22 protein-coding genes are annotated in these 14,603 nt (G+C 31.3%); 18 read left to right on the top strand and 4 right to left on the bottom strand.

Annotation, left to right across the window (positions count from 1 at the left end; all coding sequences use genetic code 11):
* The 12 genes from FHK87_RS05640 (at position 1) to FHK87_RS05695 (ending at position 7,600) form a co-directional block, all read left to right on the top strand.
* Positions 1-294 (top strand): hypothetical protein, encoded by a 294-nt coding sequence (locus tag FHK87_RS05640; protein ID WP_226294109.1) that lies wholly within the window; start codon positions 1-3, stop codon positions 292-294.
* Between the two features lie 20 nt (positions 295-314).
* Positions 315-731: a VOC family protein gene (locus tag FHK87_RS05645; protein ID WP_140591191.1), complete on the top strand. Its 417-nt coding sequence runs from the start codon at positions 315-317 to the stop codon at positions 729-731.
* A gap of 5 nt (positions 732-736) precedes the next feature.
* Entirely contained in the window at positions 737-1,516 is a 780-nt protein-coding gene (locus tag FHK87_RS05650; RefSeq protein ID WP_140591195.1) for an RMD1 family protein, read from the top strand.
* 31 nt (positions 1,517-1,547) lie between these two features.
* On the top strand, positions 1,548-2,921 hold the full coding sequence (rimK, locus tag FHK87_RS05655) for a 30S ribosomal protein S6--L-glutamate ligase (protein ID WP_140592706.1): 1,374 nt from the start codon (positions 1,548-1,550) through the stop codon (positions 2,919-2,921).
* Positions 2,918-3,505 (top strand): SET domain-containing protein, encoded by a 588-nt coding sequence (locus FHK87_RS05660; protein ID WP_140591198.1) that lies wholly within the window; start codon positions 2,918-2,920, stop codon positions 3,503-3,505. The genes rimK and FHK87_RS05660 overlap by 4 nt, the downstream gene beginning before the upstream one ends.
* 25 nt (positions 3,506-3,530) lie before the next feature.
* On the top strand, positions 3,531-3,947 hold the full coding sequence (locus tag FHK87_RS05665; protein WP_140591200.1) for an NUDIX hydrolase: 417 nt from the start codon (positions 3,531-3,533) through the stop codon (positions 3,945-3,947).
* A gap of 11 nt (positions 3,948-3,958) precedes the next feature.
* The gene (locus tag FHK87_RS05670; protein ID WP_140591203.1) at positions 3,959-4,213 is read left to right on the top strand and encodes a hypothetical protein; all 255 of its coding nucleotides are present in this window, start codon (positions 3,959-3,961) and stop codon (positions 4,211-4,213) included.
* A 255-nt stretch (positions 4,214-4,468) separates the two neighbouring features.
* Positions 4,469-4,750, top strand: coding sequence for a hypothetical protein (locus FHK87_RS05675; RefSeq protein WP_140591205.1), 282 nt, complete (start codon positions 4,469-4,471; stop codon positions 4,748-4,750).
* A gap of 19 nt (positions 4,751-4,769) precedes the next feature.
* Positions 4,770-5,012 (top strand): hypothetical protein, encoded by a 243-nt coding sequence (locus FHK87_RS05680; protein ID WP_140591207.1) that lies wholly within the window; start codon positions 4,770-4,772, stop codon positions 5,010-5,012.
* 112 nt (positions 5,013-5,124) lie between these two features.
* Positions 5,125-6,468: an NADP-specific glutamate dehydrogenase gene (gene gdhA, locus FHK87_RS05685; RefSeq protein ID WP_140591209.1), complete on the top strand. Its 1,344-nt coding sequence runs from the start codon at positions 5,125-5,127 to the stop codon at positions 6,466-6,468.
* A 123-nt stretch (positions 6,469-6,591) separates the two neighbouring features.
* Positions 6,592-7,002 carry a hypothetical protein gene (locus FHK87_RS05690; protein ID WP_140591211.1) on the top strand — a complete coding sequence of 137 codons (411 nt, stop codon included), beginning with the start codon at positions 6,592-6,594 and terminating at the stop codon, positions 7,000-7,002.
* 7 nt (positions 7,003-7,009) lie between these two features.
* Positions 7,010-7,600 carry a DUF6134 family protein gene (locus FHK87_RS05695; protein ID WP_140591213.1) on the top strand — a complete coding sequence of 197 codons (591 nt, stop codon included), beginning with the start codon at positions 7,010-7,012 and terminating at the stop codon, positions 7,598-7,600.
* An 18-nt stretch (positions 7,601-7,618) separates the two neighbouring features.
* On the opposite strand, the gene corA is transcribed toward FHK87_RS05695, so the two are convergent.
* The 3 genes from corA to FHK87_RS05710 all read right to left on the bottom strand — a co-directional run bounded on the left by corA (position 7,619) and on the right by FHK87_RS05710 (position 9,624).
* Positions 7,619-8,686 (bottom strand): magnesium/cobalt transporter CorA, encoded by a 1,068-nt coding sequence (gene corA / locus FHK87_RS05700; RefSeq protein ID WP_140591216.1) that lies wholly within the window; start codon positions 8,684-8,686, stop codon positions 7,619-7,621.
* 54 nt (positions 8,687-8,740) lie between these two features.
* Positions 8,741-9,214 carry a DNA starvation/stationary phase protection protein Dps gene (dps, locus tag FHK87_RS05705; RefSeq protein WP_140591219.1) on the bottom strand — a complete coding sequence of 158 codons (474 nt, stop codon included), beginning with the start codon at positions 9,212-9,214 and terminating at the stop codon, positions 8,741-8,743.
* Positions 9,215-9,351: 137 nt separating this feature from the next.
* Positions 9,352-9,624 (bottom strand): hypothetical protein, encoded by a 273-nt coding sequence (locus tag FHK87_RS05710; RefSeq protein WP_140591221.1) that lies wholly within the window; start codon positions 9,622-9,624, stop codon positions 9,352-9,354.
* Positions 9,625-10,311: 687 nt separating this feature from the next.
* Between FHK87_RS05710 and FHK87_RS05715 the strand changes: the two genes are divergently transcribed.
* The 4 genes from FHK87_RS05715 (at position 10,312) to FHK87_RS05730 (ending at position 12,786) form a co-directional block, all read left to right on the top strand.
* On the top strand, positions 10,312-10,794 hold the full coding sequence (locus FHK87_RS05715; RefSeq protein ID WP_140591225.1) for a hypothetical protein: 483 nt from the start codon (positions 10,312-10,314) through the stop codon (positions 10,792-10,794).
* 34 nt (positions 10,795-10,828) lie between these two features.
* Entirely contained in the window at positions 10,829-11,125 is a 297-nt protein-coding gene (locus FHK87_RS05720; RefSeq protein ID WP_140591228.1) for a hypothetical protein, read from the top strand.
* Between the two features lie 576 nt (positions 11,126-11,701).
* Positions 11,702-11,920: a hypothetical protein gene (locus FHK87_RS05725; RefSeq protein WP_140591231.1), complete on the top strand. Its 219-nt coding sequence runs from the start codon at positions 11,702-11,704 to the stop codon at positions 11,918-11,920.
* 569 nt (positions 11,921-12,489) lie between these two features.
* Positions 12,490-12,786 (top strand): hypothetical protein, encoded by a 297-nt coding sequence (locus FHK87_RS05730; RefSeq protein ID WP_140591239.1) that lies wholly within the window; start codon positions 12,490-12,492, stop codon positions 12,784-12,786.
* Here FHK87_RS05730 and FHK87_RS05735 read toward each other — a convergent pair.
* Positions 12,781-13,206, bottom strand: coding sequence for a hypothetical protein (locus tag FHK87_RS05735; protein ID WP_140591242.1), 426 nt, complete (start codon positions 13,204-13,206; stop codon positions 12,781-12,783). The two genes, FHK87_RS05730 and FHK87_RS05735, sit on opposite strands and share 6 nt — an antisense overlap.
* A gap of 160 nt (positions 13,207-13,366) precedes the next feature.
* Between FHK87_RS05735 and FHK87_RS05740 the strand changes: the two genes are divergently transcribed.
* Together FHK87_RS05740 and FHK87_RS05745 are read left to right on the top strand one after the other, a co-directional pair.
* Positions 13,367-13,609, top strand: coding sequence for a hypothetical protein (locus tag FHK87_RS05740; protein ID WP_140591247.1), 243 nt, complete (start codon positions 13,367-13,369; stop codon positions 13,607-13,609).
* Positions 13,610-13,643: 34 nt separating this feature from the next.
* The gene (locus FHK87_RS05745; RefSeq protein ID WP_140591250.1) at positions 13,644-14,219 is read left to right on the top strand and encodes a hypothetical protein; all 576 of its coding nucleotides are present in this window, start codon (positions 13,644-13,646) and stop codon (positions 14,217-14,219) included.
* The last annotated feature ends 384 nt before the right edge of the window (positions 14,220-14,603 follow it).

The raw sequence follows: 14,603 nt of genomic DNA on the forward strand, positions 1-14,603 counted from the left end.
ATGAAAACACAACGAAACGCACATTTGAAAAAAGTAATTGTTGATTACAAAAAGTTAAATAACAAGATTTTGGATTTGTTAGTAAACAAATATCCTGATGGATATGATGATGAAGATGTTATCACATTTAGAAATGCTCAAAACGAAATAGTAGAGTGTGTAGAGGTGAAAACCGAAGATACGCTCTATCTCGTAAAAGTGAGTAAACGACTTGTTGCTGCTATGGAAGATCATGATGATTCTGATGACAATGCTGAAAAGAATCACGATCTTCCAAGTGAATCAATTGATTAAACGAATAAAACTATTAAGAAATGAAAAAGGCTGAATTTCATTTAGCGCTTCCTTGCGAAGATGTTGAAAAAACAAAAGACTTTTACACCTATAAATTAGGTGCAAAATTGGGAAGGCATACAGACAATTGGGCAGATATTAATTTATATGGTAATCAAATTACATTTACCAAATCCGGCAATTTTAATTTTAATTTCAAAAATTATAGACTAGGAGAACAGATATTACCTTCTTTTCATTTTGGGGTAATTATTGATGCAGAAACATGGGGCAAATTATACTCACGCTTGTTCTCTATGGATCTTGAAGTGACCACAGAAGTCACATTTTTTGAAAATAAAGTAGGAGAGCATCTTTCCTTTTTTGTAAAAGACCCCGATGGATACATGGTAGAGTTTAAGAGCTTTAAAGACCAAGGAGAAATATTTACTGTCTAACCATTATGAAAACTGAAGCATACGCATTGCAAATTGCCGACGTAATCTCGATAAAGGATTGCAAGAAAAACTTTGATTCAAAATTATTGTTCTTTGATACAGATGAGCTGTTTTATGAACGATTCAAAGGACAATATATATACGTTTTCAAGTACGGAGTCATTTGCTTTTATAATATAAATAGGGATACTTCTGAACAGATTTGTAATGAAATATTGGTGTATAGCAAAAATCTAACTAAAGAAGAAACTTCAGAAAATATTGATATTATCATTGAAGGAGAATGTAATATGGTCTCTTTCGGAGAAGTCACCCTGAAAGAATTCAATATAGAATCAATACGACTTGTCATGCTAAATGTTTCTCAATCTGTGGCACTTGATAACTACGCAAACATTTCAGAACAGATTTTGGAAGACACCAAATTACACACCTCCTATCTCGAAGAAAAAGGAAGATTAGACATTAGCGGTAAAAAACTCAAAAAATACATCGGTCGGGTATTGAATATCAAAAATAAAATCTCAGAAAACTTATACATTTTTGATTCACCTGATGTGACCTGGGAAGATGAAATGCTAAACAAATTAGATCAGGATTTAAAGAGAGTATTCGATTTAAAGGATCGCTATAGAAGTATCCATGATCAAATAGAAATTATTAAAGAAAATCTAGAGCTTTTTAAAGATATCATGTTCCATAGACAAAGTAGCACACTCGAATGGATCATTATTATTCTGATTCTTGTAGAAGTGGTAGATCTTTTTATTCAAAAATTAACATAATAAAGAAATTAATTCAGTGATTGAAACTACAATAAATAGCGAATTAAAAGTAATCGGAAGCGAAGAATGGTGTGTCTTTGAAGAGTTTGGCATTCCAGCAATCAAAGCAAGAGTGGATTCTGGGGCCAAAACCTCTTCTATTCAAGCTAACAACATCAAACTTATCCATAAAGGAACGGAGGAATGGGTACGCTTCGAGGTAAACCCTATTCAGGATAACAGAAGTATCGTGATCACTTGCGAGACTAAATTGCATGATAAGCGTGTAGTGAAAAGTTCATCTGGAATTTCGGAACAACGTTTTGTGATCAAAACCCCTGTAACTCTTGGTGGAATCACATTTGATATTGAACTCACATTGGCCAATCGTGACGCGATGGAATACCGAATGTTATTAGGGCGTGAAGCTTTAATAAATCGATATATCGTAAACCCATCTATAAGTTTTGTACAACAGAACTTTACTTCTGATGATATTCAATTAAAGTATAAACCCTTCCTTAAGGAAAAATCAGGGTTAAAAATTGCTCTATTGGCTAGTAATCCCGAATTGTATAGTAACAAGCGTATTATAGAAGCTGGTATTGCTCGAGGTCACGAAATGGTATTTCTCAATGTTGAGCAAGCGTATATGAAGCTTGACGCAGCTGAGCCTGAAATACGTTATCGAGGAGGAAATATTATTGATGAATTTGACGCGATTATTCCTAGGATAAAACCTTCGGTAACATTCTATGCTTGTTCTTTAATTCGACAGTTTGATTCAATGGGGGCTTATTGTTTAAATTCTGCTGAAGCGATCACACAATCCAGAGATAAGTTATTAGCTACCCAACTTTTTGCCAAAAATGATATTCATATTCCTATTACAGGATTTGCGAAATCTCCATTGGATACCAAAGACCTCATTAAAATGGTTAATGGTGCACCGTTAATTATCAAACTCTTGGAAAGCACTCAGGGAAAGGGCGTGGTACTCGCCGAGACCAACAAAGCTGCTGAAAGTGTAATCAATGCTTTTAAAAGTGTGCAAACTAACATTCTAGTACAAGAATTTATTAAAGAAGCCAATGGGCAGGATATCAGATGTTTTGTAGTCAATGGTAAAGTAGTAGCATCTATGCAACGACAAGCAGCTAAAGGAGAATTTCGTGCCAATATCCATCAAGGAGGTTCGGCTTCTAAAATTAAAATCACTTCAGAAGAGCGAAAACTCGCCATTAAAGCAGCCAAAATATTGAATTTACCGGTGGCCGGAGTGGATATAATTAGATCTAATAAAGGCCCTCTCTTATTGGAAGTAAATTCATCCCCAGGTCTGGAGGGTATAGAAAATGCAACCGGATTAGATATTGCTAACATTATGATTGAAGCTATAGAAAAGAAATTAAAATTTAAAAGATGATACATCCCAATACGGAAATACAATTCATAAGTGATGAAGTAGGTTATGGAGTGGTAGCCAAAGAGTTAATTCCAAAGGGAACAATCACATGGGTATTAGATAAGTTTGATCGTGAGTTCACCCCAAATCAATACCATGCATTAGAGCCCATTTATAAAAACATTTTAGAAACATATGCTTATAAAAACAATCTGGGTAATCTTGTATTATGTTGGGATAATGGACGTTTTGTGAATCATAGTTTCAACGCCAATTGCCTTACCACTGCCTATAATTTTGAGTTAGCAGTCAGAGATATTCATCCGGGAGAACAACTAACTGACGACTATGGATATCTAAATATTGAAAAACCTTTTAGAGGAATTGACGAAGGAACCAGAAGGAAAATTGTATATCCTGATGATCTTCTAAAATACCATAAATCATGGGATAAAAAATTAATAAAAGCTTTCAAATATATATCAAAAGTAAAACAACCTTTGATTGGATTGTTGGATGAAGAACTATGGCAATTAGCAGTACAAATTGAAAAAGGAGAAAAAGAAATGGAATCCATATTAAAAAATTACCATTACAAAATTTAGTGGAAACGAAACAAATTGATGGCCTATGAAAATCAAAAAACACAAACAGAAATCAAGATTGATAGTGTGTCAAGGGGATGAGCTATTAGTATTTCAAAAGATCAGCAACAAACTTGAATATGGATTAGTTGGGGGATTTTTAAAAAAGGGAGAAACTCCTGAAAATGCTCTTATTAGAGAAACCTACGAAGAGACGGGTGTTCATCTTTCAGAACAGGATCTGGACTACTATGATTCTTTAACTTTTGATTGGGGCAATAATCAAAAACTCTCTAAACACTATTTTGTTTGCAGAAATGCCAACAAGTCGTTTTTACTCAACGAACCCCATAAGTTCAATAAAATTGAATGGGTATACTGGAAACATACTTTAGCATACCTCGGTAAATCTGACCGAAAAGTAGTAAAGTCGCTTTTCAAACCGTGTAAGATTAATTATTAAAATCAATACATATGAATGGAGTTATTATTAATCAGAATGTAGAGTACGGAGTATTTAAAAAATACTATGATGGGTACTTTCAATTTGAAATGGAAAATGGCGAAACCATTGTCTTTGAAGAAGTGTCCCGTTTTGCGATCAAAAAATTTGATCTTAGATCGGACACATGTAAAGGTAAAAGTTTTGAAATCACTTATTCAGAATATGTTGAAGATGATGACGAAGATTTTGTTTCCTTCAAAATTGAAAAACTAGAACTAGCGTAAATTCAAAAAATTTAAATAATTGATGTGACTTTATAAACGAAAATGTGTCATAATTAAAGAAAAATAATATAAGCTACCATCACGTGTAAGTATCTAAGAGATGATTTACTAAAAGCACCAGACTTGAAGTGATAACAATCTGGTTTTTTTTAAAAATAATATAAAACTTAAATCTTACATATTATGAAAAATTCAAAAAACGTAGTATTCGCTTTACTTGCATTATTTTGTTGCACCCTAACCGCAAAAACACAGGTGTCAGGTGAAGAAACAGAAACCATTATCGGAGTCTTCGAGGGTTTTGATGGGGAGCACTTCACTTTTAATTACACCAATGAAGAAAATGAAGAGGATGTTGTACTATTCTCTAAAGCTAATTCCGAAGTTCTTGAGAAGTTTAATCTAAGTAGTGAAAAATTTATAGGAAAAACTTTTAACATCACTTTCATTACTGAAACCGAAACAGAAGTCGATGAAGATGGTGATGAGCAAGAATATGATGTTAGAACTATTGTTGATTTGGAGTTGTTGGATTAAACCTAAAATGATGTCAGCGATGAAAACAACAAACAAAATATCGATACTACTAGTGATCTTTTCACTGATTTTGCTTTCCTGTAGAGAAACTAAAAAAGAGGAACCTTCGGTAAAACTAAGAACCGAAAAAAAGGCTCCATCGTCTGAAGAAGACACAAAGGAAGAAAATATAGAGTCTGAAGAAGAGTATGATTCAAACCAAGAAGATAGTGAAATCGAAGAATCTGAAGAAGAAACCGATTCACTTTCAATAGAGGAATAATTCAAGCTCAACTAGTGATTAAAAGCACTCATAGGGCTATAAAAACCGTGAGTGCTTTTTTATTCATCCTATTAGAGCAAATAATTCAACACTTTTCTAAAATAATACAAACGTGAAAGACAAAATAGAAACTTTTATGGAAGAAGTAAGGGCTCGAAACACACACGAACCAGAGTTCTTACAAGCAGTACAAGAAGTTGCAGAGACGGTGATCCCTTTTATAGCATCCCAAGAAATCTATAATGGTAAAAATATTTTACTTAGAATGGTAGAGCCAGAAAGAGCAATTACTTTTAGAGTACCCTGGGTAGATGACAGAGGTGAAATTCAGGTAAATCGTGGCTATCGTATTCAAATGAACTCTGCGATTGGCCCTTACAAAGGAGGTTTGCGTTTTCATCCTACTGTGAATATGAGTATTCTTAAATTTTTGGCATTTGAACAGGTGTTTAAAAACAGTCTTACTACTCTACCAATGGGCGGTGGTAAAGGAGGTTCCGATTTTGATCCTAAAGGAAAATCGGATAATGAAATTATGCGTTTTTGCCATAGTTTTATGAGTGAACTTTATAGGCATATTGGTCCAAATACAGATGTTCCAGCAGGAGATATTGGTGTAGGTAGTCGTGAAATCGGTTATTTATTTGGGATGTATCGTAAAGTCAAAAATGAGTTTACAGGAGTTCTTACAGGTAAAGGCTTAAGTTGGGGAGGATCTCTAATTCGTCCTGAAGCCACCGGTTACGGTACAGTATATTTTGCTCAAAGTATGCTAGCAACAAAAAAAGAAACAGTAAAAGGAAAAACCGTTGCAATTTCAGGATCTGGTAATGTAGCTCAATATGCCGCAGAAAAAGTAATCCAGTTGGGTGGAAAAGTAATAACCTTATCCGACTCTTCGGGATACATCTATGATAAGGATGGCATTGATCAAGAAAAATTAAAATATGTAATGCACCTCAAAAATGTGGTTAGAGGTAGAATCAAGGAGTATGAAAAGAAGTACCCATCTGCTAAATTCTATGAAGGCAAAACACCTTGGAAAGCCCCTTGCGATATTGCCTTACCTTGCGCAACCCAGAACGAACTAAATGGTGAAGATGCAAAAGTCCTTATCAAAAATGGCTGTATTTGTGTGAGTGAAGGTGCAAATATGCCTAGTACCCCAGAAGCTATTGCTGAGTTTCACAAAGCACAAATCCTCTTTGCGCCAGGGAAAGCATCAAATGCAGGTGGTGTGGCAACCTCAGGATTGGAGATGACACAAAACTCGTTACGCTATAATTGGACTCGAGATGAAGTTGATCAAAAACTACAGCAAATTATGTCTAATATCCATAAATCTTGTTTGGAATATGGCACTGAAGACAATGGTTATGTAGATTATGTAAAGGGTGCAAACATTGCAGGTTTTGTAAAAGTTGCCGACGCGATGTTGGCTCAGGGAGTGGTTTAGAAAATAACGAGCCCCAATTCAATTAACATTTTAAATCACAACCGATTCATTTGTTAAACCAAACGAAACCGCTTTTTACGGCGGTTTCGTATTTTTATATATCTTTCATCAAAATAAGAATTAATGATACCAGAACAATTACAAAATGAAGAGTTTTATCAAAAACTTGCCCATCTTTTTTATGCCGTTGCGATGGCAGACAAGAAGATGGTGATTGAAGAAAAGCGTAAGATTGTATTATATGTTGAAAAATACTGGTCGCATTCTTTCAATAAAAATGAAAGTAAAGAGGTGATTTATGAAACTATGCGGGAATTAATTAGACAACAAACAACTTCTGAAGATGCTTTTGAAGTTTTTAAAACTTATTACCAAAACAGATCGAATGATTTTTCGGATGACTTATGCCAAAAAATAATGGAAGCGGCAGATGCCATTGCTACTTCATTTTCTAAAAGAAATAAATCTGAACTGGTTTTACTTACCAAACTTCATAACTTGTTATTTAATGGTTTTGATAATAGATTAAATTAGTTTTTATATGAATCAAAAACAGTACATATCCTTATTAATGTTACTAATAGCTAGTTTATCCATTTCTGCTCAAACAAATACATATGACATTCTTTCTAAAAAAGATACACTTGGTATATTAAAAGTTTCAAAATTAAAAGAAGGAGAAAACCTAATATATAATTACCATGTAGACATGAAAGTAAAGTTGCTAGTAAATATCCATATGAAATACACTATTAATGCAAAGTATGATCGTAATCAATTAAACTACGCCAGTGTTAACAATTTTATAAACGGGAAATCGCATCACTCATCTAGTATTAAATGGCTAGACTCTACATATGTTATTACTACAAAAAATAAAAAACAGCAGAAACTAAATGAAAAGATTAGTTACAGCGGTATTCGGCTTTTTTTTGATGAGCCTACTGATGTTAAAAAAGTTTTTTCAGAATATACAGGACATAATGGAAGCATCAATAAAATTAATACTGATATTTACGAACTCACTTTGCATAATGGTAAGAAAAACAAATATTTCTATGATAATGGTGAATTGGTAAAAGCGAATATCCATAATTCGCTTATTCATTTTGATTTAGTTTTAAGAAGATAACAACTATTAAACTTAGATTTATAACCATTTACGACGCTTAAAATAAACAATCAAGCCTATAAATATGATTAAAAGAACCGTCCAAAATATATAATATCCATACTTATATTTAAGTTCGGGAATATTTTCAAAATTCATCCCATAAATTCCGGCTAAAAAAGTAAGTGGTATAAAAATTGTCGCAATAATTGTAAGTACTTTCATTACTTCATTCATCTTATTGCTAATGGTCGTCATATACATATCCATTAATCCCCATATCATATCACGATAAATCTCTACATTTTCAGAAACCTGAATAATATGATCATATAAGTCTCTAAGGTAAAATCGTGTTTTTTTAACGATCAACTTATGCTCAATTTTCTCTAGACGGTTTACCACCTCACGTAACGGAAATACTGCTCTTCTTATTCTAAGGATTTCTCTCTTTAGATTTTGAATATCATACGTAATATCATTGTCATCTTTTTTTTCGAAGAGTTCATCTTCTAATTCTTCGATCTTATCTCCCATGACTTCAATTAAGTTGAAATAATTGTCTACCACAGCATCCATTAGTGTATATAACAAATAATCTGACCCCATTATTCTTATTCTCCCTTTATTATTTCTTATTCTACTCCTAATAGGATCGAAAACATCTCCATCTGATTCTTGAAATGATATAACAAAACTGTCTCCTAAAACACAACTTATATGTTCAATAACAAGTTCTCCATTTTTATCAAAATATAACATTTTAAGAACAACAAAGAGATAATTCTCATACTCATCAATTTTAGGACGATGTTGTGTATTTACAATATCTTCTAATATTAGAGGATGAAGACCATAATGATTTCCTATTTTTTCTATGACTTTTGTATGATTCAATCCATTTACATTAATCCATGTTATATGCGTGGCTGTATTATATGAAAAAGCTGCTTCAATAGCATCCAATTCCTTTTCTTCATAGGTTTCTTTATTATACTTAAAAACTTCAATATATAAATCGCTAGAAGTTTTTTCCCCAGTATAGAAAATCGTTCCGGGAGCAAGCCCTATTGTCTTTTTATATGAAGTATTATCTTTTCTTGCCATTATCTTTTTATACTAACAATTTAAGATAAAAAATACATCTGCCAACAGAGATTATTATAAAAGATGTGATTGTAACATCCATAAACTTTTATCTAACCCTCTAACTACTCCGGTGAAAAGATCTGCTGTTGCTTTGTCACCTAATAGACAAATGCTTTCTATAGCTACTCTAGTAGATTCACAAATTGTATTATAACGCTCTACTAATTTTTTAATAGTGAATTCACCACTATCAAAAGTCTCAGGGCTATGAGGTAACCTAGAGGTTTTTGCCGCCATTCTCAACGTTCCTTTAGCAATTCCACCCAATGATACAACTCTTTCTGCAATGTTGTCAATATGATCAAGAATCTCCTTAGCTAAATCATCAAAAAGTAAATGTAATGCATAAAATTGCAGCCCTTTTACATTCCAATGGGCTTGCTTTAATTGACTGTATAAATCAAAAGTATCAGCTAATTGTTGATTTAATATGGATATTATTTCGTCTTTATGTTCTACTCGAATAGTGCTTTTGTATTTTATCATTTATCTTCTTTTAAATTATAAATAGTAAGGCCAGAATGGGGATCTGGCCTCACACAATCACTAATTAATTAGGATTGCACTGCATCAATCAAAAAACAACTCTTATTTGAATCAAATTGTAGCCTGTAGTTCTAAAACTATTCACAAAATTCGGCATCACAAGCTTCATCTTTTCTTTGGAGAGATGAAAAATAATCATCATCAAATAACTCTAAAGCATCGTCAATAGCAGACTTCTTTATCAAATATAACGTATCATCAATTTCTAATTTTATCATCTCAATATCCTCATTTGCAGCATGAGCAAAAGTCATTACATCACAATTTGCAAACCCATTAGGATAGGCTACAACTATTTTGGATACTAACTCTGGTGTCAGATATCTAAAATCTACTTTTACTTTTTTCATGTAGAATTATTTAATATTTTAATATTTGACACCACTTTGATTTAAAAGTCACATAATTTGAAAAAGTTTTGAAAGACAGTTCAATCCTTTTAATACTTTACACATTTCCGTAATAGGAATATATTTGAAATCAAATACAAAAATACCGCCCACCAAAACCTCCCACCAATATTAAATGAAGTAGCTCTACTTACCACTTGAAAAACACATAAAACACTAATAATCAATAATTTAAATTTATTATTAGTATTAGAATTGAATATGCGACCTTCGGGTGGATGGGACGACGATCACACGGTTTTTAAGGCAAAAAATCAAGTTTCAATAGTGAATTTAACATAAAATAAAAAAGCTAAAACATTGAATTTCAACGTTTTAGCTTTTATAGTAGCGAGAGCAGGACTCGAACCTGCGACCTTCGGGTTATGAGCCTACAAGGTCATTATTTTAGCTGCCTGTTTATAAGGGTTTTACAGTTATTCTTGTTCGCAAATCAATACAAATCTGTACAAATCCATACAAATGGGTACGTTTCTGCGGTACGTAAATCTTACGTACCTTTTGATTAATTTATCAGAATTTCAACGTCCTTCAATTAAAAATGAAATATAGAAAATATATTGACCATAATCTAATAAAATATAAATTGCTTATCAATAAAAATTGATTGAAAAACTCATATTTCAAATGAACAAAAAAATTATTAATAGCAGCTACCTCAAAAACGACCCTAAGCACGATAAGTTCCTTCAAAACTTAGCAAAACAAATTACCTTAGAATGTTTCAGAAATTCTTATTTAGAAGATTTACATAAAGGGGTATCTCCATATACGAAAACCGGTGATTATTCAGATGTAAAAATAATCACTCCTAAAGGAGAAATATCTTGGAATGAATTAAGCAGGATCAACAATGAAGAAATGCAGAGATTAATTGTAGAAGTGGTTGATCGAGTATTTACAGCAATAGATAACCTAACATACCCTTCCTTTTCTAAAGAATTAAGGGGTTTTATAAATAAGAATGAAATAGCTCCAGAATGGGTAACTCCAAAATTAATTACTAATGATATATTTAAAGATGAAGACTTATATTGGGAAAATAGAGTTGCATCCGCAAAGGAACACCAAAAAAATTTCCGTAAAAGAATATTAGACAATTTAAAATAATCGTTTTAACCTGCTTAATAAATAATAAAAAATTATGTATACTATAAATATACACTTTCATAATCCTGCTGAATTCTGTGATAAAGATGTAACGTTTGAATTTGAAATGCCATTTGTACCAAGAATTAAGGATCATCTTTCTTTTACTACCGAAATCTATGAAAACACCTTAGAAGATCTTCAACGAAAAGTCGACAACGACAATAATTTAAAAATTAGGTATGAAGATTGTGGATATTTGGCGGATGCAAATATCGTAAAAGAAATTTCCTATTGTGGTAGAAAAGGAACTATTCACGTAGAATTAGAAACCAATTGGAGAGACAACTAGTTAGTCCCCAGCATAACTAATGTATATCCATCTTTATCAAAATATAATTTTAACTTAACTCATATTCCAAGGAGAATTAAATAATCTAAAAACAACATCAATTTTGCCCTTAACAATTAGAAAAGTGATGATATTATAATTAACTTTTAGACGTTTAATAACTTCATTCTATTTGAAAAATGAAATTTAATAACTAAGATTATGTTAAATTTTGAGTTATTTTAAGTTCCAAAATTCAGCAGAATTTTATAAAAAGAATCCAAATAAAATATGGTCTACCCACTCTTCAATGCAAGGCTATACCATAAATAACTCTATATCATCAAGTTTCAAAATGTTTTGAAATGTTTATTATATTTTGAAATGTATACACATGTTTAGAAAAAAATACGAGGTAAACCCGTAACTAATATTTCCCCATTTTTATTTTCTTTGCGTAAGTAACTAATATAACTAACTTAAGAGTAATATCGATTATGCTAACAATATGTTTAGAAAATAATTTTTTTTCACATTAGTATTTGGTTGTAGTCTATTATTGGTATTTTGTAATTAATAACCAAAATAGATTACAAAATGAAAAAGATTTTTTATTTAATAAGTATGGCATTTATCTTGTTTTTAAGTAGTTGTGAAAAAAGTGATTTAAACGATGAAACAGGAATTAAATTCGCAATTGACAAAGACAATGTTGAGCCACCAGGAGGGCAACAAGGATCAGCCGAAGATGAAGGCATACTCAACAAAATCGATAAAGAAAACGTTGAAACACCCGGAGGACAAGGATCAGATTGAAAAATTAAATGAGTCAAAAACCGAGCATTTATTTTTCATAGAGAGATTAGGATATTTTTTTATTCTATTTAGCGGGCTTGTTCCTTTTCTTCATTCTTTTGTAAAATTTGAAAAATTAGAAGAAAAGATATTTGGATTCACAAGTGTCCAATCATTCTTATATTCATTTGGAGTACATCTAAGTATATTATTACTTACTATAGGTGTACTCTTTGCTATTTCAGTTGGCACTAGTGATAATAGATACAAATCGATTCAACATCACTTAAGATATGCTTTAATTTCCCCTTTTGTATCCGCCATCTTTTATTGTAGTTGGGTTTTTATACCTAATGTAAATTATAACTTTCTGGCATATGTATTTCTTTCACTTTTCATTTGTGCAATCTCAATTTTGATTTATAGAAGAGCTACAAATTATATAGAGTCTATAAAGATGTTAAGTAAACATAGAGAAAACGTCTTAAACAGTGGTCTTAGCTATTTGAAAACAAAATTAAGTAAAGGGAAATAAGATTCTTCATACACAAAGCAAGCACAAGCACTAACAACAACTAAGGCGAGCCACAATGTTAAATAGAGTAATCAAAAGAATTAAGAGTCATAATGATCTTGTCTCCAATCATAAGGAAGGTAAGATCAGTGATTCTGATTTTGAAAAGTATTTGTTAGACGAAATAGACTTTGTTCAACAAGATCTTGACGAAAAACTAAATGACGAGTTATTAAAAGAAGAAGAAAAACTTAGGAAAAATATCACCAAAATGCAATACGTAATAGCTAAAACTAATTTAGATGAGATTACATTAAAAAACCTCATATATTCAGAGTTTAATCATTTGTTTTTGAAACAACACATTTTATGAACTCTTACTTTTAGCCTTATAAATTCTATCAATTATTTCAGGTAACATCTCGTTTAGCTTAATCAATGCGTGTCGCTCAACCAACTTTTGAATTTTAGGAATTTCCATTAGTTGATCTTCATATTCCACAACAGTATTTGCCAAATCATTTATATCACTGTCACTAGCAACATTTTCAAGTTTAGATTTTTCATGATTTTTCACAAATTTATCACCTTCGTTTTTCAATAACCAATTATAACTTATTTCTGGAACTACCGCACAAATTTCTTTTGCAAAATCTGGAGTAATCTCATTTCTTCCTTTAATAATATGATCAACTTTGGTGCTAGCTGATAACCCTAACATCTTAGTAGAAAATTTATTTTTTGAAACTTTTAAGTATTCAATCACGAATAGTATTCTTTCTCCAGAAGTCATTTTTATGAGTTATTTGATCTGTGTATTAGTTAAATAAAAAAAACATTAGAAATGTTTTTAAAAGTTTAGATTTGTTTTGTATATTTAGAAATGTTTAGATACTTTTGGTGTATTAACTTGCTATTTTACCAAGTAAAATTACAAAAAATACATTAATTAAATGGGGTTACCAGAATTAGCTCATGCTATTAGAAAAGAATTAAGTGTAAATGAAATAAAACAAGCAGCAAAAGAATTTGGATTATCACATTTCTATTTTACTCAGAAAATAAAGTCAATTGATACAAGTAGAGATGATTTGCTAAGAGCTGTGGAATGTTTACTTAAAGTACATAACGCTAAAAATGACAAGATTCAAGAACTATATACAAAGTTCTTGAAGGAATACGAAAATAAAAAATAAGCTTAATGATATTAATAATCCCCAAAAGAATGCTATGAAAAATTCAGAACAAGACCAAGAAAGAAATAAATTCATTTCATCGATCATTGAGTCAATAAAAATGAATGTCAATGAGTTTATGGACAACTTGGCAAATGGAGAAAAATACGAAACCACAATCTATAAATGGTCAATAAATCTCTTTAATGAAGGTAAATCTATTGATGATGCTATAAAAACAGTTCATAAAAGACGAATGCTATTTGTGGTCAATTCAACTTATAACCCTTCGCCCCACGAGGAGTATTCATCACAAAGGAATCATCAAAGGATAATGGTTGAATTAGAATCACTTCCTATCTATCTCAACCTAAATCAGAGTCAAAAGGCATCAATTCAAAATACTATTGATGCTTTAGTCGAATCAAAATTACGTACTCATTCAGGAATAATTGAGTTAGTGACCGAAATAATAAAATACAATTTCGAAACAAATTCATGGAAAGATAAAACATCAAATAAATCAAGAAAAAAGTTCGATTCTGATGATAACGAATCATCATTTTTATTAAAATTTAAAAATTACTTAAACCCTAAAATGCGACTAAATGAAACATTATTACCGTCATAGTTAAGTTGAGTTTGTGGGTTAGTTACCCCAAGCAAGAAGATATTTAGGGTGCTTTTTACTAAAAATGTACTATTGAAACTTTATTGTGACACTCCCAATTTCTGTCATTTAATGAAGTCCCTACCCATCTGTATTAACAGTTTTCAAAGTACACCCCCTAACATGTGAACTAGCATCCTTATATCTTCTAACTTAAACGAATATTTGAATTTAATTATCAAACTCTAAAAAACCTTAAAAATGAAATACTCTCTATCATCTTTCGTTTCCTTGAATTCAAATACTAAAAAAAGTTTGACTAAAGTATTATCAAACAATTTTAGTAGACGAACAACCAATATAAATTGTAAATATCTGAATACAAACTAATTATTTAAGAACCAA

Origin of the sequence: Aquimarina algicola (assembly GCF_006443095.1) — a bacterium.
In the GTDB taxonomy this organism is placed as follows: domain Bacteria; phylum Bacteroidota; class Bacteroidia; order Flavobacteriales; family Flavobacteriaceae; genus Aquimarina; species Aquimarina algicola.

Excerpts from the sequence above, each read along its gene's own strand:
- FHK87_RS05735 (WP_140591242.1), bottom strand. The coding sequence starts at position 13,206 with ATGACTTCTGGAGAAAGAATACTATTCGTGATTGAATACTTAAAAGTT.
- FHK87_RS05715 (WP_140591225.1), top strand. The coding sequence starts at position 10,312 with ATGAACAAAAAAATTATTAATAGCAGCTACCTCAAAAACGACCCTAAG.
- dps (WP_140591219.1), bottom strand. The coding sequence starts at position 9,214 with ATGATAAAATACAAAAGCACTATTCGAGTAGAACATAAAGACGAAATA.
- FHK87_RS05725 (WP_140591231.1), top strand. The coding sequence starts at position 11,702 with ATGAAAAAGATTTTTTATTTAATAAGTATGGCATTTATCTTGTTTTTA.
- FHK87_RS05720 (WP_140591228.1), top strand. The coding sequence starts at position 10,829 with ATGTATACTATAAATATACACTTTCATAATCCTGCTGAATTCTGTGAT.
- FHK87_RS05695 (WP_140591213.1), top strand. The coding sequence starts at position 7,010 with ATGAATCAAAAACAGTACATATCCTTATTAATGTTACTAATAGCTAGT.
- FHK87_RS05660 (WP_140591198.1), top strand. The coding sequence starts at position 2,918 with ATGATACATCCCAATACGGAAATACAATTCATAAGTGATGAAGTAGGT.
- FHK87_RS05645 (WP_140591191.1), top strand. The coding sequence starts at position 315 with ATGAAAAAGGCTGAATTTCATTTAGCGCTTCCTTGCGAAGATGTTGAA.
- corA (WP_140591216.1), bottom strand. The coding sequence starts at position 8,686 with ATGGCAAGAAAAGATAATACTTCATATAAAAAGACAATAGGGCTTGCT.
- FHK87_RS05710 (WP_140591221.1), bottom strand. The coding sequence starts at position 9,624 with ATGAAAAAAGTAAAAGTAGATTTTAGATATCTGACACCAGAGTTAGTA.
- FHK87_RS05640 (WP_226294109.1), top strand. The coding sequence starts at position 1 with ATGAAAACACAACGAAACGCACATTTGAAAAAAGTAATTGTTGATTAC.
- FHK87_RS05690 (WP_140591211.1), top strand. The coding sequence starts at position 6,592 with ATGATACCAGAACAATTACAAAATGAAGAGTTTTATCAAAAACTTGCC.
- FHK87_RS05665 (WP_140591200.1), top strand. The coding sequence starts at position 3,531 with ATGAAAATCAAAAAACACAAACAGAAATCAAGATTGATAGTGTGTCAA.
- FHK87_RS05740 (WP_140591247.1), top strand. The coding sequence starts at position 13,367 with ATGGGGTTACCAGAATTAGCTCATGCTATTAGAAAAGAATTAAGTGTA.
- FHK87_RS05650 (WP_140591195.1), top strand. The coding sequence starts at position 737 with ATGAAAACTGAAGCATACGCATTGCAAATTGCCGACGTAATCTCGATA.
- FHK87_RS05730 (WP_140591239.1), top strand. The coding sequence starts at position 12,490 with ATGTTAAATAGAGTAATCAAAAGAATTAAGAGTCATAATGATCTTGTC.
- FHK87_RS05745 (WP_140591250.1), top strand. The coding sequence starts at position 13,644 with ATGAAAAATTCAGAACAAGACCAAGAAAGAAATAAATTCATTTCATCG.
- FHK87_RS05680 (WP_140591207.1), top strand. The coding sequence starts at position 4,770 with ATGAAAACAACAAACAAAATATCGATACTACTAGTGATCTTTTCACTG.
- FHK87_RS05670 (WP_140591203.1), top strand. The coding sequence starts at position 3,959 with ATGAATGGAGTTATTATTAATCAGAATGTAGAGTACGGAGTATTTAAA.